Source organism: Arthrobacter pullicola, assembly GCF_014836875.1.
GTDB classification, from domain to species: Bacteria; Actinomycetota; Actinomycetes; order Actinomycetales; family Micrococcaceae; genus Arthrobacter_B; species Arthrobacter_B pullicola.
The window spans coordinates 145,250-169,098 of sequence record NZ_JACSQC010000004.1; the positions used below are offsets into that span (position 1 = coordinate 145,250).

The 23,849-nt window shown below is 66.0% G+C and carries 18 protein-coding genes; 13 read left to right on the top strand and 5 right to left on the bottom strand.

The window, feature by feature from the left end; all coding sequences use genetic code 11:
* Window positions 1–127: 127 nt before the first annotated feature.
* Entirely contained in the window at window positions 128–1,348 is a 1,221-nt protein-coding gene (locus tag H9638_RS09555; protein ID WP_191746960.1) for a class I SAM-dependent methyltransferase, read from the bottom strand.
* Between the two features lie 133 nt (window positions 1,349–1,481).
* Between H9638_RS09555 and H9638_RS09560 the strand changes: the two genes are divergently transcribed.
* Window positions 1,482–2,633, top strand: a complete 1,152-nt coding sequence (locus H9638_RS09560) for a MalY/PatB family protein (RefSeq protein ID WP_191746961.1) — start codon at window positions 1,482–1,484, stop codon at window positions 2,631–2,633.
* Between the two features lie 54 nt (window positions 2,634–2,687).
* On the opposite strand, the gene H9638_RS09565 is transcribed toward H9638_RS09560, so the two are convergent.
* The 4 genes from H9638_RS09565 to H9638_RS09580 all read right to left on the bottom strand — a co-directional run bounded on the left by H9638_RS09565 (window position 2,688) and on the right by H9638_RS09580 (window position 6,530).
* On the bottom strand, window positions 2,688–3,446 hold the full coding sequence (locus tag H9638_RS09565) for an iron ABC transporter ATP-binding protein (RefSeq protein ID WP_191746962.1): 759 nt from the start codon (window positions 3,444–3,446) through the stop codon (window positions 2,688–2,690).
* Window positions 3,443–4,459 (bottom strand): iron chelate uptake ABC transporter family permease subunit, encoded by a 1,017-nt coding sequence (locus tag H9638_RS09570; protein WP_318241836.1) that lies wholly within the window; start codon window positions 4,457–4,459, stop codon window positions 3,443–3,445. The genes H9638_RS09565 and H9638_RS09570 overlap by 4 nt, the downstream gene beginning before the upstream one ends.
* Window positions 4,452–5,489 carry an ABC transporter permease gene (locus tag H9638_RS09575; protein WP_318241837.1) on the bottom strand — a complete coding sequence of 346 codons (1,038 nt, stop codon included), beginning with the start codon at window positions 5,487–5,489 and terminating at the stop codon, window positions 4,452–4,454. The genes H9638_RS09570 and H9638_RS09575 overlap by 8 nt, the downstream gene beginning before the upstream one ends.
* An 87-nt stretch (window positions 5,490–5,576) precedes the next feature.
* A complete protein-coding gene (locus tag H9638_RS09580) occupies window positions 5,577–6,530 on the bottom strand; it encodes a siderophore ABC transporter substrate-binding protein (protein ID WP_191746963.1) in 954 nt (317 codons plus the stop codon).
* 377 nt (window positions 6,531–6,907) lie between these two features.
* On the opposite strand from H9638_RS09580, the gene groES reads away from it, so the two are divergent.
* The 12 genes from groES (at window position 6,908) to H9638_RS09640 (ending at window position 23,843) form a co-directional block, all read left to right on the top strand.
* Window positions 6,908–7,204 carry a co-chaperone GroES gene (gene groES, locus H9638_RS09585; protein ID WP_055239413.1) on the top strand — a complete coding sequence of 99 codons (297 nt, stop codon included), beginning with the start codon at window positions 6,908–6,910 and terminating at the stop codon, window positions 7,202–7,204.
* Window positions 7,205–7,282: 78 nt separating this feature from the next.
* The gene (gene groL, locus H9638_RS09590; RefSeq protein WP_191746964.1) at window positions 7,283–8,893 is read left to right on the top strand and encodes a chaperonin GroEL; all 1,611 of its coding nucleotides are present in this window, start codon (window positions 7,283–7,285) and stop codon (window positions 8,891–8,893) included.
* A 161-nt stretch (window positions 8,894–9,054) separates the two neighbouring features.
* The gene (locus H9638_RS09595; protein WP_318241838.1) at window positions 9,055–11,211 is read left to right on the top strand and encodes an acyltransferase family protein; all 2,157 of its coding nucleotides are present in this window, start codon (window positions 9,055–9,057) and stop codon (window positions 11,209–11,211) included.
* Between the two features lie 136 nt (window positions 11,212–11,347).
* Window positions 11,348–12,865: an IMP dehydrogenase gene (gene guaB / locus H9638_RS09600; protein WP_191746966.1), complete on the top strand. Its 1,518-nt coding sequence runs from the start codon at window positions 11,348–11,350 to the stop codon at window positions 12,863–12,865.
* 80 nt (window positions 12,866–12,945) lie between these two features.
* Window positions 12,946–14,085: a GuaB3 family IMP dehydrogenase-related protein gene (locus tag H9638_RS09605; protein WP_191746967.1), complete on the top strand. Its 1,140-nt coding sequence runs from the start codon at window positions 12,946–12,948 to the stop codon at window positions 14,083–14,085.
* 50 nt (window positions 14,086–14,135) lie between these two features.
* The gene (locus tag H9638_RS09610; protein ID WP_191746968.1) at window positions 14,136–15,860 is read left to right on the top strand and encodes a glycerol-3-phosphate dehydrogenase/oxidase; all 1,725 of its coding nucleotides are present in this window, start codon (window positions 14,136–14,138) and stop codon (window positions 15,858–15,860) included.
* A gap of 14 nt (window positions 15,861–15,874) precedes the next feature.
* Window positions 15,875–16,366 (top strand): PTS sugar transporter subunit IIA, encoded by a 492-nt coding sequence (locus H9638_RS09615; RefSeq protein WP_191746969.1) that lies wholly within the window; start codon window positions 15,875–15,877, stop codon window positions 16,364–16,366.
* A gap of 55 nt (window positions 16,367–16,421) precedes the next feature.
* Complete coding sequence (locus H9638_RS09620; RefSeq protein ID WP_191746970.1) at window positions 16,422–17,252, top strand: SURF1 family protein; 831 nt, start codon at window positions 16,422–16,424, stop codon at window positions 17,250–17,252.
* Entirely contained in the window at window positions 17,249–17,671 is a 423-nt protein-coding gene (locus H9638_RS09625) for a DUF3817 domain-containing protein (protein ID WP_191746971.1), read from the top strand. Before H9638_RS09620 ends, H9638_RS09625 begins: the two co-directional genes overlap by 4 nt.
* Window positions 17,672–17,755: 84 nt before the next feature.
* A complete protein-coding gene (guaA, locus tag H9638_RS09630; RefSeq protein WP_318241839.1) occupies window positions 17,756–19,345 on the top strand; it encodes a glutamine-hydrolyzing GMP synthase in 1,590 nt (529 codons plus the stop codon).
* 138 nt (window positions 19,346–19,483) lie between these two features.
* On the top strand, window positions 19,484–23,395 hold the full coding sequence (locus H9638_RS09635) for a DUF4011 domain-containing protein (RefSeq protein WP_191746972.1): 3,912 nt from the start codon (window positions 19,484–19,486) through the stop codon (window positions 23,393–23,395).
* Complete coding sequence (locus H9638_RS09640; RefSeq protein ID WP_191746973.1) at window positions 23,367–23,843, top strand: hypothetical protein; 477 nt, start codon at window positions 23,367–23,369, stop codon at window positions 23,841–23,843. The genes H9638_RS09635 and H9638_RS09640 overlap by 29 nt, the downstream gene beginning before the upstream one ends.
* Window positions 23,844–23,849 lie beyond the last annotated feature (6 nt).

The following is a 23,849-nucleotide window of genomic DNA, read 5'->3' on the forward strand; positions in this document are numbered from 1 at the left end:
TGCAGATACGGTGACTTCCCCCGCCGCGGCGGGTCGTGGATGTGCAGCTATGGCGACCTCCTGTGCGGGAAGGTCGCCATATCTGCACAGCGGCGGGCCGCCGCCGCAGCCCCTGCCGGGCAGCGAGCTACTGGCCGGCAGGCACCGGATCGACGACGATCGCGACGCGGTCCTCACCGATCCGGGTCAGGACCAGGGTGGCCTTGTTCGGACCCTTGCCCGAGCCGGTGAGCAGCTGCCTGCGCAGTTCTTCCGGCGTCACTGACATCCCGCGCTTCTTGATGTCCAGCACGCCGATGCCATTGGCGCGGACCCAGGCCTTGAGCGCCTTGACGTTGTACGGGCGCACCTCCAGGATCCGGTACGCGCGGGCAAACGGGGTTTCCAGCAGCTCCGGCCCGGCAATGTAGGCGATCTGCGGATCCAGCAGGTGCCCGCCCAGGGTGCGCGCGACGTCGGCGACCAGACCCGCACGGATGACCGCGCCGTCGGGCTCATAGAGATAACCCTCCGCCGGCCCGGTGCGCACGTCCTGGGCGCCGGGGACGTAGTCCTCATGGGAGGTCAATTCAGCGGCCCCGGCCGGGCCGATCACCAGGGCAGCACGGCGGATCCCGGGACGGCGCAGTTCGTTGAACCAGAGTGTCGCCTCGGTAACGTCGCCGCCCACGGACACCCACTGGACTTCGCAGCCCGCGGGAATCGACTCGTGCGGAATGCCCGGGCCAAGCTTGACGCCCACCGGCATGCCGCCGTCGGCGAGGGATTCCACGAAGGAGAGCGGCGGGGAGAAGGCTTCCGGGTCGAAGATGCGGGAGGTGCCCGACGTCGTCGTCGTCCGCCGTGCCGGATCCAGCCACACGCCGTCGAACCCGGTCAGGTCGAAGGATTCCGCGTCACCCTGGACCACGCGGGCTTCCGGCCAGGGCATGAGGTTGATGGTGGCGACGGCGGCGGTAATCTCATCGAGTTCGACGGCGGTGACCTGCCGGTCCAGGGTGGCCAGGGCCAGGGAGTCCGCTCCGATGCCGCAGCCCAGGTCCGCGACCTTCGCCAGCCCGGCCTCCTGGAACCGCTGGGCGTGCAGGGCCGCAACGTTCAGCCGGGTGGCCTGCTCCAGTCCGGCCGGAGTGAACAGCATGTGTTCGGCGAACGGGCCGAATTTCGCCCGGGCCTTCATCCGCAGCTTCGCCTGGGTCAGGACGGCGGCGACCAGCTCGGGGGAGTGCCCGGCCTTGCGCAGATCGGTGTTTAGCTTCAGCGACTCGGATTCCAGGTACGGGCCGAGCGAGTTCAGCAGGGCCCAGCCCTCGGGGGTCAGGACATGGGCAAGGGAAGTATCGGGCATGCCTACAAGCCTAGTTCTTCGGCCGGGACGGATAGTTCTCCCGGCACGCTGCGGAGGTTCCTTCGACTGATCCACTGTGGTGCAGGGAACATTGGTCCAGGCGTGCTCAGGCCGTCCTTGTAAATTGGAAGATATGACTGAGATGGCCGTAGACCCCCTGGACGTACTGCGCAGGCGGACCAGCGTGAAGTGGCGGACCCACCCGCAGGATGTCCTGCCGCTCTTTGTGGCGGAGATGGACTACCCCCTGGCGCCTGCGGTGGCCCGGGCCATGATCGAACGGATTGAAGCCTCCGACGTCGGGTACGTTGCGGGTCCGGGTCCGCTGGCGCCCGCGTTTACGGGATTCGCACAGCGGCGCTGGGGCTGGGAGGTCGACCCCGCCGGCATCCGGACCACTACGGACGTCAGCGTCGCGATCGTCGAAGCCCTGCGGCAGGCCATTTCCCCCGGCGGCGAGGTAGTCATCACCCCGCCGGTCTACCCGCCCTTCTTCCAGCTGCCTGTCGAAGCCGGCGGCACCGTCCGGGAAGTGCCGCTGCTCGACGACGGCGCCGCCTGGTCCCTGGACCTGGCCGGACTTGAGGCTGCCTTCGCAGACGGCGCCGAGGCCCTGCTGCTGTGCAACCCGCATAATCCGCTGGGCCTGGTCCACACCCGCGAGACGCTCGCCGAGGTGGCCCGGCTGGCGCATCGGTACGGCGTGACCGTGGTCAGCGACGAGATCCATGCTCCGCTGGTTTACGCAGACTTCACGCCGTTCCTGGCGGTCTCGGATGAGGCCCGTGCCCACGGTGTCTGTGTGACCGCGGCCAGCAAGGGCTGGAACATCGCCGGCGCCAAGTGTGCCCTGGCGGTGGCGGCAGACCCCGCCATGCAGCTGCTGCTGGATGGTATGCCGGCGGGAACCGGCTTCCGCACCAGCATCCTTGGCCTGCACGGCACAGCCGCCGCTTTCGCGGAAGGCGAGCCGTGGCTGGACAGCGTCCTGGCAACACTGGATGCCAACCGCCGTCTTCTGGGTGAGCTGCTCTCAGCCGAGCTGCCGGGCGTGCGGTACAGGATGCCCGACGCCGGATACCTGGCCTGGCTGGACCTGCGGGCGCTGGGCTGGGGCGAGGATCCGGCGGCGGTGGCCCTGGAGAAGGCACGGGTTGCCGTGGAACCGGGGCTCAAGTTCGGTGCGGGCGGAGAGGGCCATGTGAGGTTGAACTTTGGCTGCGCACCCGACGTCCTGGAAGAAGCCGTGCGCCGGCTCGCCCGCGTCCGGGAGTCCGGGGCCTGAGGCTCCCGGACATCCCTCAGCACACCGGGTGCCCGTGCACTGCGCACCGCCGCATCAGGCGAAATACACGCCGATCCGGTTGCCCTCGATCTCCTCGATCCGGATGTCGATCTCGTAAATGTCCTTCAGGACCTCCGGCTGCATGATCATCGACGGCGGCCCCTGGTGCAGCAGCTTGCCGTCGGCCATGGCGATGATGTCGTCGGAGTAGCAGGACGCGAAGTTGATGTCATGGATGACCAGGACCACGGTCTTGCCGAGTTCGTCCGTGAGCCGGCGCAGCAGCCGCATCATCTCCACGGAGTGCTTCATGTCCAGGTTGTTCAGCGGCTCATCCAGCAGCAGGTAGTCGGTGTCCTGCGCCAGCACCATGGCGATAAACGCGCGCTGACGCTGCCCGCCGGAGAGTTCGTCAACAAAACGGTCCGCCAGCGCCGTGAGATCCAGGAAGGTCAGCGCCTGCTCGATCTTCTCCCGGCACTGGACTGTCGGGCGTCCGCCGTTGTGCGGGTAGCGGCCGAAACCGACGAGGTCCCGGACGGTCAGACGGACGGTGAGGTGGTTATCCTGGCGCAGGATGGCCATCTTCCGGGCCAGGTCCTTGCCCGGCGTGCCGGCCACATCCAGCCCATCCACCGTCACGGACCCGGTGTCGGGCGGAAGCAGGCGGCTGATGATGGACAGCAACGTGGATTTGCCGGCGCCGTTGGGGCCGATGATCGAGGTGACACCGCCCTCCTTGATGTGGCAGCTCACCTCGTCCACCACGGCAGTGTTCGCGTACTTTTTCGTAACGCCGGTGACCTGGATCATTTGATGGAGCCTCTCAGGAGCAGGATCAGGAAGACGATCCCGCCAACGAATTCAATGACAATGCTCAAGGCCGTGTCGAACGCGAAGACGCGTTCAAGGACCAGCTGGCCGCCGACCAGGGCGATGATGCCCAGCAGCACGGCGATCGGAACCACTGCGGAGTGCTTGAAATGGGAGCAGAGCTGATACGCCAGCGACGCAACCAGCAGCCCGAAGAAGGTGACCGGACCCACCAGTGCCGTGGAGACCGCCACCATCACCGAGCAGATGACCAGCACGATGGTTACCGAGCGTTTGTGGTTGACCCCGAGGTTGATCGAGGTTTCCCGGCCCAGGGACATCACGTCCAGTGAATGCCGCATCCGCCAGGCGGGAACGCTCACCACTGCGACGGCAATCAACGAGTAGCCGAGCAGTGCCCCGTCCACGTTGTTGAAGCTGGCGAAGAACAAATCCTGCAGGATGATGAATTCGCTGGGATCGATCAGCCGCTGCAGCAGCGAGGACACCCCGCGGAAGAGAGTGCCCAGCACAATGCCGACCAGCAGCATCAGATGCAGCGATTTCCCGCCGCCGGTGAACAGCCACCGGTAGAGCAGGAAGGAGAAACCGACCATCAGCGCGACTTCCAGCCCGTAGCGCAGCGGGGCCGCCAGAGCCAGGACCAGTCCGCCGCCGAACGTGAAGACCAGCACGGTTTGGATGAGGACGTACAGGGCATCGAAGCCCATGATCGACGGCGTGAGGATCCGGTTGGCGGTGACGGTCTGGAACAACACGGTGGAGACGCCGACGGCGTAGGCCACCAGGATCATTGAGCCCACCTTGATGGCGCGGCGGGGCAGGACGTAACCGATGTTCCCGCGCAGGTCGATGGTCATAAAAATGGCCACCAGAACAGCTGCGGCCACCGACAGCAGGATGATCCAGAACCTGGGGGAGAGGCCGCGCACCGGGCGGCGGCGCTGCACCGTAAGGGCGGAAGGTAGGACGCTGACGGGACTGCTAGGCACGGGCGGAGCGCTTTCTCAGGAGCAGGTAAAGGAACAGGGCGCTGCCGATGGCGGAGACGATGACTCCGACCGGGATTTCATAGGGGTAGCGGATAGTCCGGCCGATGATGTCACAGACCAGGACAAACCCGGCGCCGAAGATCGCCACCCAGGGAATGGCGCGGCGGACGTTGTCACCGATCATCAGCGAGACGAGGTTCGGCACGATCAGGCCAAGGAAGGGCACTGAGCCGACACTGACCACCACGACGGCGCTGATCAGGGAGACGATGATCAATCCCAGGGTCATGACGCGGTTGTAGTTCAGCCCGAGGTTTGTGGTGAACTCCTGGCCCATGCCGGCGACGGTGAACCGGTCTGCCGCCAGGTAGCCGATCACGGTCAGTGCCCCGACGATCCAGAGCAGTTCGTAGCGTCCGCGCAGGACGCCGGAGAAGTCCCCAACCATCCAGCTGTTGAGGGTCTGCAGCAGGTCGAAGCGGTACGCGAAAAAGGTGGTGATGGCTGCGATAACACCGCCGAGCATGATCCCGACCAGCGGGACGATCAGCGTGTTGCGCAGCGGAATCCGGCGCAGGACCAGCAGGAACAGGGCAGTGCCGGCGACGGCGAAAACGGTGGCGGTGGACATTTTCACGAAGAGCGAGGCCCCCGGCAGGAATACAGTGACCACCAGGATGCCCAGTGACGCCGACTCCACCGTGCCCACGGTGGAAGGTTCCACGAATTTATTGCGGGCCATCAGCTGCATGATGAGGCCGGCGACGCTGAGGGCCATTCCGGCCAGGATGATGCTCAGTGTCCGGGGGACACGGCTGATCCAGAAGATTCTCCACGCGTTTTCGTCCCCGGCCAGGAGCGAAGTGAGCGAGACATCGCTGACACCGACGAACATGCTGACGACGGCGAGCAGCAGGACTCCGGCTCCGCCCAGGATCAGCATTGCCCCGGGGCCGGGGAACCGCCGGCGGCCGGACGCGGCAGCGGCTCCGGCGGGCGCCGGAGCTGCGGGGGAGGTGAGGGTCAACATAGTGCTTTCCGTCTCCCTCGTCCGGCCGGCCTTCCAATGATGGGGAAGGCCGGCCGGGCGAGGATTGAGCAGGTGGGTGGGACGGGGTTAGGAGATGCCGTCCTGGACAGCGCTGACCATCGCGTCAACGTTGTTCAGGCCGTAGCCCACCAGGTACCAGCTGGAGGAGTCGAGCATGGTGATGTTGTCATTCTTTGCAGCCTTGGTGCCCATGACCAGTTCGTTGTCCAGGACAGCGGAGGCAACTTCGCCTGCATTGCCGACGGCGACGTCGCGGTCAATCACGAACAGGTGGTCCGGGTTGGTCTCGGCGACGTATTCGAAGGAGACGGACTCGCCGTGCTTGCCATCGGAGGTGATGTCGGCTGCGGTGGGAACGCCAAGGACGTCGTGGATCAGGCCGAAGCGGGAGCCGGCGCCGTAGGCGGTCATTTCACCGCCGCTGGTCATGATGATCAGGCCGTTTCCTGCGTCCGCCGCGGTTGCCTTGGTCTCTTCAACCTTGGTTTCCAGGGCGGCCAGCTTCTCTTCGACTTCGGCTTCCTTGCCGAAGATCTCACCGATGATCTCGGTGGTGGAGATAAAGGAGTTCCACGGATCCGCGGCGTCGTTGCTGAGGTTGATCGTGGGCGCAATCTTGGAGAATTCCTCGTAGGAATCCGCGGTCCGGCCGGACATGATGATCAGGTCCGGAGCGCCGGCGCTGATGGCCTCGAAATCAGGCTCCTTCATGCTGCCGATCTTGGCGTAGTCATCCGAGCCGTACTTGGACAGGCTCTCCGGGAAGTTTGCGGACGGAACACCGTCAACTTCAATGCCGAGGGCGTCCAGGGTATCCAGAGCGCCCAGATCGAACGTGTAGACCGTCTCCGGGTTGACCGGCACCTCGGTGGTGCCCTGGGTGTGTTCCACCGTCACGGTGGCGGGCTCGGCGGCTGCCGGTTCGGCGGCGGCTTCGGTGTCCTGGCCGCACGCGCTGACGGCAAGCAGGGACACGAGGGCGGTTCCGGCAAGCAGCCGGGACTTCAGGGTCGTCTTCACGAGTGGGTGCTCCAGTTGTTTCTCAATGGATGCGCCGCCTGCCGGATGCCTCCGCCATTAGGACACAAAATTGTTGGCTAATTTCTGCGCGCCATTGAAAACTATCTTGTTAGGCAAGGCTAAGCAACTTGGATGAATGGTCCGGGTAACACGAGGACCAGGCCCGCCGGGGGCACTTCCGGCACCGAAGACAGTTCCGTAAAAGGATTGTTGGCACTCACCTTGACCGAGTGCTAACGGTTGCATAAAGTCGGACTTAGCACTCGCCATGTGAGGGTGCTAACTCCTGAGGGAAGCGTGCACCGGCACCCGCGACGACGGCAAGCGCCTACCGACGGTCCACAAACCCGTTAGTAACTAAGCAAAGGAGAGCCCGAGTGTCGGTCTCTATTAAGCCCCTTGAGGATCGCATCGTTGTTCGCCCGCTCGAAGCTGAGCAGACCACGGCCTCCGGCCTGGTCATCCCGGACACCGCAAAGGAAAAGCCGCAGGAAGGCGAAGTCGTAGCAGTCGGCCCCGGCCGCGTTGACGACAACGGCAACCGTGTGCCGATCGATGTCGCCGAGGGCGACGTCGTCATCTACTCCAAGTACGGCGGAACCGAGGTCAAGCAGGGCGGCCAGGAATACCTGGTGCTCTCCGCACGCGACGTGCTGGCCATCGTCGTCAAGTAATTCTTTGAAGACCCCGGCCAGATTCGGCCGGGGTCTTCTTTTGTAGATGCAGATGTAGTTGTCGGAAAGGACACACACATGGCAAAGCAGTTGGAGTTCAACGACTCCGCCCGTCGTTCACTGGAAGCCGGTGTCGACAAGCTCGCCAACACGGTCAAGGTCACCCTCGGCCCGCGCGGCCGCAACGTTGTGCTCGCCAAGACCTGGGGCGCACCCACCATCACCAACGACGGCGTCACGATCGCCCGTGAGGTCGAGCTCGACGATCCGTACGAGAACCTTGGTGCACAGCTGGCCAAGGAAGTTGCCACCAAGACCAACGATGTTGCCGGTGACGGCACCACCACCGCCACCGTCCTGGCCCAGGCCCTCGTGAAGGAAGGCCTGCGCAACGTGGCAGCCGGCGCAGCCCCCGGCGCGCTCAAGCACGGCATCGAGACCGCCGTTGAGGCCGTCGCCGCACGCCTGCTGGAAAACGCCCAGGAAGTCGAGGGCAACCAGGTTGCCCACGTCGCCGCCATCTCCGCGCAGAGCGAAGAAATCGGCGAGCTCCTGGCCAAGGCGTTCGACACGGTCGGCAAGGACGGCGTCATCACCATCGAAGAGTCCTCTTCGACGTCCACCGAGCTGGTCATCACCGAAGGCATGCAGTTCGACAAGGGTTACCTCTCGCCGTACTTCGTGACCGACCCGGAGCGCCAGGAAGCCGTCCTCGAAGACGCGCTGATCCTGATCAACTCCGGCAAGATCTCCTCGGTTGCCGAGTTCCTTCCCCTGCTGGAGAAGGCACTGCAGGCCTCGAAGCCGCTGTTCATCATTGCCGAGGACGTGGACGGCGAAGCCCTCTCCACCCTGGTGGTCAACAAGATCCGCGGCACGCTGAACGTTGTTGCCGTGAAGGCTCCGGGCTTCGGCGACCGCCGCAAGGCCATGATGCAGGACATCGCGACCCTGACCGGCGCGCAGGTCGTGTCCCCGGACCTCGGCCTGAAGCTGGACCAGGTTGGCCTTGAGGTGCTGGGTTCCGCCCGCCGCATCACGGTCACCAAGGACCACACGACCATCGTTGACGGCTCCGGTTCCGAAGCTGACGTGGCAGACCGCGTGGCCCAGATCCGTGCCGAAATTGAGCGCACGGATTCCGACTGGGACCGCGAGAAGCTCCAGGAACGCCTGGCCAAGCTCTCCGGCGGCATCGGCGTCATCAAGGTCGGCGCCGCCACCGAAGTTGAGCTGAAGGAAAAGAAGCACCGGATCGAAGACGCCGTGTCCTCGACCCGGGCGGCCCTGGAAGAGGGCATCGTGGCCGGCGGCGGTTCCGCACTGGTCCACGCCGCCCGCGCCCTGGACACCGACGCCAACGTCGGGAAGCTCGACGGCGATGCCGCCACCGCTGTGGGCCTGGTCCGCCGCGCGCTGGCGCAGCCGCTGCGCTGGATCGCCGAAAACGCCGGTGCCGAAGGCATGGTTGTTGTCTCCAAGGTCGGCGAGCTCGACGTGAACAACGGCTTCAACGCCGCCACCGGCGAGTACGTCAACCTGATTGAAGCCGGCGTCATTGACCCGGTCAAGGTCACCCGGTCGGCGCTGCGCAACGCTGCTTCGATCGCTGCCCTGGTCCTCACGACCGAGGCACTGGTCGTTGAGAAGCCCTCCGACGAGGACGATGACCACGGTCACCAGCACTAGTTTCAGCTGAGCAAACGGGCCCGGTCAGGCGCAGAATTCCTGCGTCCGGCCGGGCCCTTTTGTGTCCCGTATCCCGCGGCCGCGGACAGCCGGGATTAAGCCTGCGGGTGACGGGCAGGTAAACTCTTGCGGTATTTACCATGTCGAAAGGACACCCGCAAGTGTCAGCACCTGAGCAGCACGCTGCCGCTTCCCCTGCCGCCAAGTCCGCCGCAGCTTCATCCCTGGAATCCGGAGAAGCCCGCACTGAAGCCCGCACTGAAGCACGCACTGCGGCCCGCAGCGCGGGTACGGAACGGCGCTACCGCCCGGAAGTCCAGGGCCTCCGCGCCCTGGCCGTGGTGCTGGTTGTGCTGTATCACGTGTGGCTGGGACGGGTTTCCGGGGGAGTGGACATCTTCCTGCTGATCTCGGCTTTCCTGCTCACGGGTTCCTTCGTGCGGAAGGCTGAAACCGGCCGCGCGCTGGCCCTGGGCCGCTACTGGCTGCACCTGTTCAAGCGACTGCTGCCCGCCGTCGTCGTCGTACTGCTGGCCGTCCTCACGGCGGCCGCCTTCCTGCTCCCGGCCAGCTCCTGGCAGGACGTGATCGGCCAGTCCTGGTCTTCGCTCTTCTACGTCCAGAACTGGACCCTGGCGAACAACGCCGTGGATTACCTGGCCGCGGACCACAGCGCCGCGAGCCCGCTCCAGCATTTCTGGTCCCTTTCCATCCAGGGCCAGGTCTTTATCCTCTGGCCGCTGATCTTCGCCGCAGCCCTTCCGGCGGCCAAGCTGCTCCGGCGAAGCTACCGGCCTGTGCTGGCTGTGATCTTCGGCACCATCTTCGCTGCCTCGCTGGTGTTCTCGGTCTGGGAAACCACCACCAATCAGGCCTATGCCTACTTCGATACCCGGACCCGGCTCTGGGAGTTCGCCCTCGGCTCGCTGCTGGCACTCGCCCTGCCCTACCTGCAGCTGGGCCGCCGCCTGCGGATTGTCCTGGGCTGGGTGGGCGTGGCCTCGATGCTCAGCTGCGGCATCATCCTGCAGGTCCAGCAGCAGTTCCCCGGATATCTGGCCCTCTGGCCCACCCTGGCCGCAGCCATGATCATCACCGCCGGTGACACCGGCAGCAGCCGCGGCGCGGACCGCTGGCTGAAGGCCAAGCCGCTGGTGAAGCTGGGGGACAACTCCTACGCCCTTTACCTGTGGCACTGGCCGATCCTGGTTTTCTGGCTCGTTGCCTCCGGGCAGCAGAATGCCGGGATCATCGACGGCGCTGTCGTCATCGCGGTCTCCCTGCTGCTGGCGGTCCTGACAACCAAGCTGGTGGAAGGTCCGCTGCGCGGCTGGTCCTGGCCTGAAGCGGCCTCCTGGCGTTCCGCCGTCGTCCTGGCCGCGTCCTTCGCCGTGGTTGCGGCACCGCTGGCGGGCTGGCAGGCCAAGGTCACCTCGGACGCCGAAGCCGTCCGGCTGCAGAGCATTGCGGACAACCCCGGCGCCCTTGCGCTGGATCCGTCCTTCGAATTCGCCGCCTCCACCAGCGCCCTGGTGAAACCCTCCCCGGCTGACATGGACCAGGAGTGGGCGCTGCTTGATGAGTCCTGCGGGCCGGATTTCGCGCCCGCCGGTGACTCCGTCCTCGCGGACTCCTGCAAAGAGATCGGCAGTGCCGAGGGCGCCACGAAGACCATTGTTGTGCTGGGTGACTCCCATTCCATGCAGTGGTCCGCAGCTCTGCGGCCTATCGCCCTGGCTAACGACTGGCACGTGATCACGGTCCTGAAAATGGGCTGCCGCTACGGCGGGGAAGACCCGGAACGCTCACCGGAGTGCAACGCCTTCAACCAGGCAGCCGGCGAATACGTGCTGGAGAAAATGCCCGACGCCGTGTTCACGGTGGCTTCGGTCACCAAGGAATCCCGGCCGGATGAAATGCTGGCCGGGGGATACGACGACGGCGTGCGGGGCTTCGCGGAAGCGGGGATCTCCGTGCTGGCCATGCGGGACAACCCGCGCTTCGAATTCGACATGTTCAAATGCCTGGAAGCCAATGGTTTCGCCACCGATGCCTGCCAGATGCCGCGCAGCGAGCTCCTGGCCGAAGTCTCCCCGCTGGACGGGCTGGAGGAACGCATTCCCGGCGTGCAGGTCCTGGACATGACGGACCAGCTCTGCATCGACGGCATCTGCCCGGGGATCATCGGCAACGTGATCGTCTACAAGGACCACGACCACCTCAACCGCACGTACATGGAGACCACCTCCCACGTCCTGGCCGAACGGATCCTGGAAGCCACGGGCTGGGAGGGAACCACCGTCCCGGAGTCTGCCTAGCCGCTGCCGGACAGACAACCCCCGGGAATAGGGCACCCCGCCGGTTTCGTTCTACGATTGATGTAACTTCGATGCAAAACGGCCGTGTTGCCCCGGCCTTCCCCCACACTCTCCGGTCCTGAAAGAGGCGCGAACTTTGAGCCAGCAGTCCACAGAACACGATCCGTTCGGCTTCGTCGGCCTTACCTACGACGACGTCCTCCTGCTGCCCGGTCCCACGGACGTGATTCCGTCCGAGGCTGACACCAGCTCCCGCCTGAGCAAGCGGATCACCGTCCAGACCCCGCTGCTGTCCGCCGCGATGGACACTGTGACCGAATCCCGCATGGCCATCGCCATGGCCCGCCACGGCGGCCTCGGGGTGATCCACCGCAACCTGTCCATCACTGACCAGGCCGAGCACGTGGACCGCGTCAAGCGCAGCGAATCCGGCATGATCACCAACCCGGTCACGATCTACCCGGAGGCAACGCTGGCGGAACTGGATGACCTGTGCGCGCACTTCCGCGTCTCCGGTCTGCCCGTCGTGGACCCGGAGAACAAGCTCCTGGGCATCGTGACCAACCGCGACACCCGCTTCATTCCGCGCTCCGAGTACGCCACGCGCACCGTCGGGGAAGTCATGACCCGCATGCCGCTGATCACCGGACGCGTGGGCATCACCCCCGAGGAAACCGTTGAACTGCTCGGCAAGCACCGGATCGAGAAGCTGCCGCTGGTGGACGACGCCGGGCGCCTGCAGGGCCTGATCACGGTCAAGGACTTCGACAAGGCAGAGCAGTACCCGCTGGCGACCAAGGACGACGAAGGCCGGCTCCGCGTCGGTGCCGCCGTCGGGTTCTTCGGCGACGGCTATGAGCGGGCGATGGCGCTGGTTGAGGCCGGCGTCGACGTCCTGGTCGTGGACACGGCCAACGGCCACAGCGCGGGCGTGCTGGAAATGATTGCCCGGCTGAAGAAGGATCCGGCCGCCGCACACGTCGACGTCATTGGCGGGCAGGCCGCTACCCGCGAGGGCGCCCAGGCGCTGATCGACGCCGGTGCTGACGCCATTAAGGTGGGTGTGGGCCCGGGATCCATCTGCACCACCCGCGTCGTCGCCGGTGTTGGCGTCCCGCAGATCACCGCCATCTACGAAGCCGCGAAGGCAGCTATCCCCGCAGGTGTCCCGGTGATCGCCGACGGCGGCCTGCAGTACTCCGGTGACATCGGCAAGGCCATCGTGGCCGGCGCTGACACCGTGATGCTCGGCGGCCTGCTGGCAGGCTCGGCTGAGAGCCCCGGGGACCTGGTCTTCGTCAACGGCAAGCAGTTCAAGACCTACCGCGGCATGGGGTCCCTGGGCGCCATGCAGACCCGCGGCAAGAACACGTCCTACTCCAAGGACCGCTACTTCCAGGCGGACGTCCCCAGCGACGAGAAGCTGATCCCGGAAGGCATCGAAGGCCAGGTGCCGTACCGCGGCCCGCTGTCCGCCGTCGCGCACCAGCTGGTCGGCGGCCTGCGCCAGACCATGTTCTACACCGGCGCGCACACCATTTCCGAGCTCAAGGCCAAGGGCCGGTTCGTCCGGATCACCCCGGCCGGGCTGAAGGAATCCCATCCGCACGACATCATGATGACCGCCGAGGCGCCGAACTACGGCCGCCGCTAGGCACCTGCTGCATGACGAAGCGGGCACCGTTCCACAGGGACGGTGCCCGCTTCCTTTTTGGTCTGGGATAACCTAGAGCAGTGACTAACGAGATAGAGATTGGCCGTGGCAAGCGTGGGCGCAGAGCCTACTCCCTGGATGACGTAGCGATCGTGCCGTCCCGGCGCACCCGTGACCCCCAGGACGTCTCGGTCAACTGGCAGATAGACGCCTACCAGTTCGAGATGCCGGTGATCGGCGCTCCCATGGACTCGGTGATGTCCCCGGCAACCGCCATCGCCCTGGGCAGGCTTGGCGGACTCGGCGTCCTGAACCTCGAGGGCCTGTGGACCCGCTACGAGGATCCGCAGCCGGTCCTGGACGAGATTGCCGTCCTGAGCCAGGAGAATTTCAACCCGGCCGCCACCCGCCGGCTGCAGGAAATCTACGCCGCACCCATCCGTGCCGAACTGATCACCTCCCGCCTCGCTGAAGTCCGCGAAGCCGGGGTCACCGTGGCAGGTTCGCTGACGCCGCAGCGGACCCAGGAGTTCTACAAGACCGTCCTGGCCGCGGGTGTGGACATCTTCGTGATCCGCGGAACCACCGTCTCCGCCGAGCACGTCTCCAAGAACGCCGAGCCGCTGAACCTCAAGCAGTTCATCTACGAACTCGACGTCCCCGTGATCGTCGGCGGCGCTGCCGGCTACACTCCGGCGCTTCACCTGATGCGCACCGGCGCGGCCGGTGTCCTGGTCGGTTTCGGCGGGGGCGCGACGACGACGACCCGCCGCGCCCTGGGTATCCACGCGCCGATGGCCACGGCCATCTCAGACATCGCCGAAGCCCGCCGGGACTACATGGACGAGTCCGGCGGCCGCTATGTGCACGTGATTGCCGACGGCGGCATGGGCACCAGCGGCGACATCATCAAGGCCATCGCCATGGGCGCCGACGCCGTGATGCTCGGCTCCGCCCTGGCGCGCGCCGAAGAAGCCCCCGGGCGGGGCTGGCACTGGGGCCAGGAAGCCCACCATGGCGAACTGCCGCGCGGGGACAGGGTCCACCTGGATACTGTCGGCCCGCTGCAGGAAGTGCTGTGGGGGCCCTCGCACCATACCAACGGAACCTCGAATCTGATGGGAGCACTACGGCGGGCAATGGCCACAACGGGCTACTCTGATCTAAAGGCTTTCCAGCGCATCGATGTGCTGGTTTCGCCCTACTTGTACAACACCTGAGCACACCCACCCCGGCACCCGGGGGCACGCTTCAGAGAGGAATCTTGACCATGGCTACAGATGCACTAAGTCCGGAATACCGCGAAGCAGCCCTCGGGAAACTGCGTGCCACCGCCCAACCCGGCGGCGAGCTGGACATCCTGATTGTCGGCGGTGGCGTGGTGGGTGCCGGGGCGGCCCTGGACGCGGTGACCCGTGGACTGAAAGTCGGCATGGTGGAAGCCCGGGACTGGGCCTCGGGAACCTCCTCCCGGTCCTCGAAGCTCATTCACGGCGGGCTTCGCTACCTGGAAATGCTCGACTTCGCGCTGGTCCAGGAGGCGCTGAAGGAACGCGGGCTGCTGATCCAGCGGATCGCCCCGCACCTGGTGAGGCCGGTGCCGTTCCTGTACCCGCTGACCAAGCGGTTCATCGAGCGTCCCTACGTCGGCGCCGGGATTATGCTCTACGACACCATGGGACTGACCTCAGGTAACTCCCGCGGCGTGCCAATGCACAAGCACCTCAGCCGGCGCTCAACCCTCCGTGCGGCCCCCAGCCTCAAGGACGATGCCATGATCGGCTCGATCCGCTACTACGACGCTCAGGTGGATGATGCACGCTACGTTGCGAACATGGTGCGCACCGCGGCGCATTACGGGGCCGCAGCGGCGAACCGGGTCGCCGTCGTCGACTTCCTCCGGGAAGGCGAGCGTGTGGTGGGCGCCCGGGTCCGGGACCAGGAGAGCGGGGAAGAGTTCGACGTCTTCGCCCAGCAGGTAGTTAATGCCACCGGCGTCTGGACAGATGAAACCCAGGCCATGGTGACGGACCGCGGCCAGTTGAAAGTCCGGGCCTCGAAGGGCATCCACCTGGTGGTGCCGCGGGACCGGATCCAGTCCACCGTGGGAATGATCCTCCGCACCGAGAAGTCTGTTCTCTTCGTGATCCCGTGGGGGCGGCACTGGATTGTCGGCACCACGGACACCGACTGGAACCTGGACAAGGCGCATCCCGCCGCTACTTCTGCGGACATTGACTACCTCCTCGAACACGTCAACCGGGTCCTGAAGCGGCCCCTGACCCGCGAGGACGTCGAAGGCGTCTACGCCGGGCTGCGTCCGCTGCTGGCGGGCGAGAACGATTCCACGGCCAAGCTCTCCCGTGAACACGTCGTCGCACACCCCGTACCGGGGCTGGTGGTGGTGGCCGGCGGAAAGTGGACCACCTACCGGGTCATGGCCAAGGACGCCGTGGACGAGGCAGCACGGGCGTTGGACGAAAAGGTCCCCGAAAGCTGCACCCAGACCATCCCGCTGCTCGGCGCCGTTGGTTACAAGGCGGCATGGAACAAGCGCCACCGCACGGCGGAGGAATACGGTGTCCACGTTGTCCGGGTGGAGCACCTGCTCAACCGCTACGGCTCACTGGCCGGCGAGGTGCTCGATCTGATCGCGGCGGATCCGTCGCTGGGGGAGACGCTGCCCGGGGCTGACGACTACCTCCGCGCTGAGGTTGTCTACGCCACCACCCATGAAGGCGCCCGCCACGTGGAAGACGTCCTGGCCCGCCGGACCCGGATTTCCATCGAGTCCTGGGACCGCGGTGTCTCAGCAGCCCCGGTCGTCGCCGAGCTTATGGCTCCGGTGCTGGGCTGGGATGAGCAGCGGATCGAGAAGGAGGTCCGGCACTACCTGGCCCGGGTCGAGGCAGAACGCCTGAGCCAGGAACAGCCGGACGACGTCTCCGCTGATGCTGCCCGGCTGGCCGTCCAGGACATCGCCCCTCCGCGCTGAGCGGGGCCGTAAGCATGAGTGATCTGAGCCTGAACCGGTACGAGGCAGTCCTGACGGAGCCCGAGATGGTCATCCTGGACCTGGAAGCCACGGACCGGGACGACGCCGCCGCGCAGCTGGCCGAGCGGATGTACAAGCAGGGGCGCCTCACCGACCTCCCGGGTTTCCTGAAGGACGTCACGGCCAGGGAACACCAGATGGCCACCGGGCTTCCCGGAGGAATCGGCCTGCCGCATGCCCGCAGCGTGCACGCGGTCAAAACCTCAATCGCCGTGGGCATCTGCAAATACGGGCACCGGCTGGACTTCGGGGCGTCGGACGGCCCGGCCAGCGTGGTGCTGCTTATTGCGACGCCCGCGGCCTCCTATTCCGAGCACCTGGAGGTCCTGGCAACTCTAGCCCGGTCGCTGTTCCGCCCGGCTTTCCGCGAATCCCTGCGCCGGGCCCAGGACCCGGAAGTCATAGCCGAACTGATCAATTCCTCGCTGGTGTTCTTTGACCACTGACGGGCCGCCGGCCGGGCATTGGGTTTTCTACACGGGTACGAAGTACCGTTAAGCCGTGCTTAAGACTGCCCTGCAACCACGCTGGATCGCCGGCCTCATCCTTGCCCTGGCCATTTCCACCGTCTTCGTGCTCCTCAGCGAGTGGCAGTTTTCATCCGCGGAGAACGAGGGCGCCCCGCCGGCGGCGACCACGGAAGAGGTCCGCCCGCTCACGGAGGTCTTCACTCCGGGGGAGCCGCTCTTTGCCACGCAGGCAGACCAGATGGTCACCTTCACGGGCTCCTTCCAGCCCGAGGACCAGGTCCTGGTCCAGAACCGCCTGCAGGACGGCGAGGAAGGCTACTGGGTAGTCACTGCCTTCGCTGTCGATGGCGCACCCGGAGACACGCTGATTCCTGTTGTCCGCGGCTGGACCGAGGACCCGTCGAACGCAGGCACGGCGCCGGAGGGCGACGTGGAAATCACCGGCCGGCTCCTGCCCCCGGAGGCACCGGTCGCCGGCCCCCAGCCCGAGGGGACCGTGGCGGCCCTCTCCAGTGCGGAGCTTGCCAACATCTGGGACGAACCCCTCTACTCCGCCTTCGTCACGGCTCATGAGACTCAGGCAGCAGGCCAGCAGGACAGTGCAAATGAGCTGGAAACCGTTGTCACGGGTCCACAGCCACAGGAAAAATCCGTTAACTGGCTCAACATCTTCTACGCCGTCGAATGGTTCGTTTTTGCCGGGTTCGCGGTGTTCCTCTGGTGGCGCCTGCTCGCCGATTCGTATCAGCGCAGCCTCGAAGATGAAGACGACGACTACGAAGACGAGTATGACGATGATGATGACGACGAGACCGGCCGGGAGCAGCCGCCCGGACCAACTAGCAGTGAGGTAGAGAAGTGAGCGATCCCGCAGTCACCAAGAAGCCGCGGCCCCGGAAAAAGAAGCGGCGGTTCGGCGGAACCCACGCCCAGATCCGTTCCGCCCTGACCTTCTACAAGGTCTCCTCCTGGGTAACCGGCATTTTCCTGCTGCTGCTCGTCGCGGAAATGGTTATGAAGTACATGCTGGACATCCCCCCGGTGATGCTCGGCGGCCTGAACCTCTACACCGCGGTGCTGATCGCCCACGGCTGGCTCTACGTTGTTTATCTGTTCGCAGACTTCAGGATCTGGCAGATGATGCGCTGGCCGTTCGTGAAATTCATTGTGATTGCCCTTGGCGGCGTTGTGCCGTTCCTCTCCTTCATCGTGGAGAGCCGGACTCACAAGCAGGTGCTGGCGGAGCTCGCAGCGCACCCCGAAGCGGCAAAGCGCTACTAGACGCGGCGGCACCGGCTGCGCGCAGTGCGGCCGGTGCCGATTTCGATGTGCGGAGGCGGCGCTCAGGCGACTATCCTTGAAACCGTGACTAATCCCGCAACTGCTCCCATAGAAGAGCGCCCCGTCCTGGTTGTGGACTACGGTGCCCAGTACGCCCAGCTGATTGCCCGGCGCGTGCGCGAAGCCGATGTCTACTCCGAGGTCGTGCCGCACACCTACAGCACTGAAGCGCTGCTGGCCAAGAACCCGGCAGCCATCATTCTTTCCGGCGGACCCTCCAGCGTCTACGCCGAGGGTGCACCGAAAATCGACCCCGCACTCTTCGAAGCCGGGGTTCCGGTTCTCGGTATCTGTTACGGCTTCCAGGCTATGGCCGCTGCGCTTGGCGGCAAGGTCGCCGAGACCGGCCTGCGCGAATACGGATCCACCGATGCCAAGACCATCAACGGTGCCCGTTCCATCCTCGAGGGCACCCCGGACCACCAGAACACCTGGATGAGCCACGGCGACAGTGTTCAGGAAGCCCCGGCTGGCTTCGATGTGCTGGCCAGCACTGCCGGTGCGCCGGTTGCCGCCTTCGCCAACGAGGAGAAGCGGCTCTACGGTGTGCAGTGGCACCCCGAGGTCAAGCACTCCGCCCACGGCCAGCAGGTGCTGGAGAACTTCCTCTTCAAGGGCGCCCGGCTGGACCGCAGCTGGACCACCGGCAACATTGTCGAAGAGCAGGTCGAACGGATCCGCGAGCAGATCGGCTCCTCCCGGGTCATCTGCGGCCTCTCCGGCGGCGTCGACTCCGCTGTGGCAGCAGCCCTGGTCCAGCGCGCCGTCGGCGATCAGCTGACCTGCGTTTTCGTGGACCACGGCCTGCTCCGCGAAGGGGAGGCAGAGCAGGTGGAGCGCGACTTCGTCGCCGCCACCGGCGTCAACCTCTACGTGGCTAACGAACAGGAGCGTTTCCTGAACGCCCTGGCCGGTGTCACCGATCCGGAAACCAAGCGCAAGATCATCGGCCGCGAGTTCATCCGTGCCTTCGAAGAAGCCGAGCGCGCCATCATGGCCGAGGCCAAGGCCGCCGGCGAACCGATCCGCTTCCTGGTCCAGGGCACCCTGTACCCCGACGTCGTCGAATCCGGCGGCGGTGAAGGCGCAGCGAACATCAAGAGCCACCACAACGTGGGCGGGCTGCCGGAAGACATGCAGTTCGAACTGGTCGAGCCGCTGCGCCTGCTGTTCAAGGACGAGGTCCGTGCCGTTGGCCGCGAGCTTGGCCTGCCAGCCGAAATTGTTGGCCGCCAGCCGTTCCCCGGCCCCGGTCTCGGTATCCGCATCATCGGCGAAGTCAACCAGGAACGCCTGGACCTGCTGCGCCGTGCGGACGCCATTGCCCGCGCCGAGCTCACTGCTGCTGGCCTGGATGACGAGGTCTGGCAGATGCCCGTAGTGCTGCTGGCCGACGTCCGCAGCGTCGGAGTCCAGGGCGACGGCCGTACCTACGGCCACCCGATCGTCCTGCGCCCGGTGTCCAGCGAAGACGCCATGACGGCGGACTGGTCACGGCTGCCGTACGATCTGCTGGCCCGGATCTCCAACCGGATCACCAACGAGGTGGACGGTGTTAACCGCGTAGTGCTCGACGTCACGAGCAAGCCGCCGGGAACCATCGAGTGGGAGTAGCATCATAAACGCGGGGGACGGCTGAACAAGCCGTCCCCCGCGTTGCTATCCGGAGCTATCGAGGTCCGAGGAGATAGCTTGGAAGGTATGCCAGTTTGGTCGAGATCGTCGCGCGGAAGTGCAGGAAAGAGGGCACCAGTGTCTGAGCAGAATCCCGGGGAAAAGGCCTCGGACTTCCTGCTGCCGTGGCTGGCCGGGCTCGGTCAGCATGCGGGGTCGGACACGCTGCTGCACTATACGGTCTCAGCGGAAAACAGCATCGACCTCACGCACGCGCATCCCTCCGGCCTGGCCCAGCTCCTCGCAGGCCGGCGCACCCGGCTTTCCACGCTGCTGCGCGACGCCGATCACTACCGGACGGCAATGCGGGCTGCACGGGCACTCCGGGCGAAAATCTACGAACTGGGTTCGGACCGCGGGCTCGACGTCGGATACCTGGCGGCCGGCACCGCATCCTGGCGTTACGCTTCCGACGACGCCGTGCGGCCGGAATCGCTGACGGCACCCGTGCTGCTGACCCCGGTATCGCTCACCGTCCACGCTTCCCAGGACGATTACGAACTTCAGCTCACCGGCAAGGCCGAACTGAACCCTGCCCTTGTCCGGCACCTGCAGGCCCAGCAGGGTCTGGACGTTGACGCCGAGGCACTGGCGCGGCTTGCCTACGGCACAGCCCGGTTTGATCCGCACCCGGTCCTGGACCGGCTCCGGGCACTGGCCGAGGGCGTGCGCGGCATGAACATCGAACACAGGATCCTGGTCTCGACCTTCGCGGACCTTCCGGACCTCGCCGAGGACACGGCGCTGGACCCCAGCCATCCGGTCCTCCGGGCCTTGATGGAGTCTGCCGTCAACGGCCAGGCACAGCCTTCGGAACCCGGTGATCCGGGCCTTCCTCCCCTCGACGAGCGGTCGCCGTCCGACGAGCTCCTGGTGCTCGACGCAGACAGCGAGCAGCAGGACGTCCTGGATTTGATTGGTGCGGGGGAATCCCTGGTCGTTTCCGCTCCGCCCGGCACCGGACAGACGCAGACCGCAATCAACGCAGCGGCAGCGTTGGCGAACGCCGGGAAGTCCGTGCTGGTGGTCGCCGAACGCCGGAGCACACTGAACGAATTCGTCTCCGGGCTCGATGCGCTGAACCTGGGATCCCTGGTCCTGCAGGCCAACACCGGCCTGAACGAGGAGCAGCTGCGTGACCGGCTGGTCAGGGCCATCGTCCGCAACGAAAAAGCTGTGGAACCCAATCTCGGCAACCTGCACAAGGTGCTCGCCGAAAGCCGGCACCAGCTGAGGGACCATGTGAAGTCCCTGCACAACGTGCGCCAGCGCTGGGGATGCTCGCCCTACCAGGCGATGCAGTCATTGGCCGAGCTCACCTCCATGAACCCTGCCCCGGCCACTACCGTGCGGCTCAAGCGCAGCGTGCTGGACAGCATCACCGACCGCACGGAGCTTACCGGGCGGCTGCGCCGCGCCGCCGAGCTGGGCAGTTTTTCCCGGGCCGCGGTTTCGAGCCCGTGGTTTGGCGCCAAACTGCTCAACCGCAAGGAAACCGAAGCCGCGCACAAGCTTTCCGAGGAACTGGCCGAGGCACTGCCCCGGCTGCGCGAGCGGGTCCAGGAAGTCGCAGAACATTCCCAGATCAGCCTGGGCGAGACTTTCGCCCAGTGGGGAGAGCAGCTGGAACTGCTCGTTGCGGTGCGTGAGAGCCTGGACAAGTTCACCCCGGACATTTTCGACCGGCCGGTGACCGACCTGATTTCAGCGACCGCGTCCTCCTCCTGGCGCCGGGAACACGGCGTGGACATGAGTTCCATGACCCGGTCCCGGCTGCGGCGGGTAGCCAAGGAGTACATCCGTCCCGGCGTCCACATTTCCGACCTGCACACCTCCTTGGTCCAGGTCCAGCAGCAGCGGGTGACCTGGGCCCGGTACGCCACCACCCAGCGCCATCCTTCCGTGCCGACCGGACTCGCGGACCTCAACCGTACCTACCTGGCGGTCAAGGAACAGCTGGAAACGCTGACCGGCATCCTGGCCCAGGCCCCGGAGAAACCGGAACTCGCCGGGCAGTCCCTGGATGAGCTGGAAAAGCGGCTCCATGCCCTGGCCGGGGACAAGGAAACTCTGGAAACGCTGCCCGAGCGGACCCTGCTGGTGGACGAAATGCGGGGCCAGGGTCTGGGCGAGCTGCTGGACGACCTCGAAGCCAGGGAAGTCACGCCGCGGCAGGTGGGCTACGAACTTGAGCTGGCCTGGTGGCAGTCGGCCCTGGAAGCCATGATCAGCGGGGACGACTACCTCGCCATGTCAGACGGAGACAGCCTGCGCCGGCTGGAAGCAGAATACCGGCTGGCTGACAACGCTCACATCGCATCCGGCTCCTCCCGGCTCCGCTGGGCTCTCGCCAGCCGCTGGCGTGAGGGAATCAAGTCCAAGGCGCATGCAGCCGGCCGGCTGAAGGAAACCATCAAATCGGGTCCGCTGAGTGTTGAATCGCTCAGCACCCAGTCCGATGACCTTGTCTCCTCCCTCCTTCCCATCTGGGCTGCCAGCCCGCTGCTGCTGCCCATGCTGCTGCCCGGCACCCGGCGTTTTGACGCGTTGATCATCCTGGACGCCGAATCAGTCAGCCTGCAGGCTGCCGTGCCGGCGATTGCACGTGCAAGCCAGGTCATCGCCTTCGGTGACGGCTGCCTGGGCGGACCCCGGCCGTTCACCATTGACGTGCAGGCTCAGTCTGCCGGCGAGGAACTGCCCAGCGTTTTCGAAGCGCTCAAACGGATCCTGCCCTGCCGGTCCCTGTCCACGGTTTACCGGGGGACAGATAAGCACCTGCTCAAGCAGCTCAGTGATGAGTTCTACGGCGGCCGCCTGTCCTGGGTGCCCCGCGGCGATGAAGTGGCCACCGGCGAACGTCCCCTCACCGTGGAGTACCTGGCAGATGGCACGGGTATGCCCAGTGCCGACCACGAAGGTGTCGAAAGCGTTGCCGCCGAGGTCAACCGCGTGGTGGACCTGGTGTTTGAACACATCCGCCGGCGGCCCAGCCAGTCCCTGGCCGTGATTACGGCCAGCCCCCGGCACGCCGTCCGCGTTGCCGAGGCGATCCGGGTCCAGATGGCCAACTTCCCCTGGGCAGCCGATTTCTTCGCACCGGGAGCTGAATCCTTCCGGGTGGTACCGGCTGACCGGGCGGCCGGACTGGTCCGGGACGCGGTGATCTTCTCCCTCGGCTACGGCCGGACCCCGCACGGCCGAGCGCTGCACAACTTTGGGCTGCTCTCCGAGCCGGAAGGCCGCGGCCGGTTTGTCAACGCGATGACCCGTGCCCGGCAGAGGCTGCATGTCCTCACGTGCTTCCAGCCCGCCGACCTGGACGAATCACGCCTGGGCCATGGTGCCCGTGACTTCTACCGGCTGATCGTGCGCGAACTCTCGGGACAGCCGGCTGCAGCCGTTGAGGCTCCCGGCGCCAGCGGCTCGATCATGTCCGACGACCCCCTGGTCGCGGATCTCGTCGGACGCCTCCGTTTCCGCGGCGCCCAGGTCTGGGATCACTACGACGGCGTGATTGACATTGTGGCGACCGTGGAGCGCCAGGGCGAATCGGATCCCGCAGTGCCCATGGCGATCGAATCTGACGGTACGGCCCGGTACCGGAGCATGAGCGTCCGGGAACGCAGCCGGCTCCGTCCGCAGCTGCTGGAACGCCTGGGCTGGCGGTACATGCCGCTGTGGACCATTGAGGTATTCACCGATCCCTCGGCCTGCGCCGACCTGGTTGGCCGCTACCTGGGGCTGCGGGTGCCGGAGACCCAGCCGGAGCCGATCCGGGCCGCCAGCTCCACCGAAGCCCGGAGCACAGTCACTCCGCATGGGAGCACCCGCATTCGCCAGCGTTCTGCTGAGGAACCGAACCCCGCCGTGGAGTCCGCTCCAGCCGCGGAGACAAACCCGGCCATCAGTGCTGCCGCGAAAGCGGCCGCTGCCGTGGCCGGTGGAAGCGATAGAGGCAATGAATCAGGAAACAAACCAGCCAACTGATCCAGCAGGCGCAGCTGTTCCGGCGGACGCTGAGAACACAGTGACCGCAGCCCGGGAGGGCCTGCCAGTGTCCCCGGCGGAATCCCCGGTGGTCTCCGGTACTGTCCCTGCCGCAGGAAGGCGCCGGTCCCGCCGCAGCACCGCTGCGCCGGCGACGTTGCGGCGTGCCGCGGAGCTGGTCCAGTCGGCGCCGTCCAATCCCCGGAAGGCAGACACGCCTCCGGCAGGACCTGATGTCGGTTCCGGCCGGTCAGGCGGGCGGCCAGCGGCGGGCGGAGACAGCAGCGGCGACGCCGCTGTCCAGGCTCCGCACCGGCACGAAGCCGGTCAGCGGGCGGGCTCCGGCCTTCCCCGGCTGGCCCGCGAAGACGATCCCCGTGCCTGGGGCGACCAGCCGGATGACAGCGCGGACTGGCTCCGCGAACAGCGCCCGCCGCACTGGGGCTGATCCAGG

What these genes read in the sequence shown, in the direction of transcription:
- H9638_RS09555 (WP_191746960.1), bottom strand. Translation starts at nt 1,348, where the DNA reads ATGCCCGATACTTCCCTTGCCCATGTCCTGACCCCCGAGGGCTGGGCC.
- H9638_RS09560 (WP_191746961.1), top strand. Translation starts at nt 1,482, where the DNA reads ATGACTGAGATGGCCGTAGACCCCCTGGACGTACTGCGCAGGCGGACC.
- H9638_RS09565 (WP_191746962.1), bottom strand. Translation starts at nt 3,446, where the DNA reads ATGATCCAGGTCACCGGCGTTACGAAAAAGTACGCGAACACTGCCGTG.
- H9638_RS09575 (WP_318241837.1), bottom strand. Translation starts at nt 5,489, where the DNA reads ATGTTGACCCTCACCTCCCCCGCAGCTCCGGCGCCCGCCGGAGCCGCT.
- groL (WP_191746964.1), top strand. Translation starts at nt 7,283, where the DNA reads ATGGCAAAGCAGTTGGAGTTCAACGACTCCGCCCGTCGTTCACTGGAA.
- H9638_RS09610 (WP_191746968.1), top strand. Translation starts at nt 14,136, where the DNA reads ATGGCTACAGATGCACTAAGTCCGGAATACCGCGAAGCAGCCCTCGGG.
- H9638_RS09615 (WP_191746969.1), top strand. Translation starts at nt 15,875, where the DNA reads ATGAGTGATCTGAGCCTGAACCGGTACGAGGCAGTCCTGACGGAGCCC.
- H9638_RS09640 (WP_191746973.1), top strand. Translation starts at nt 23,367, where the DNA reads ATGAATCAGGAAACAAACCAGCCAACTGATCCAGCAGGCGCAGCTGTT.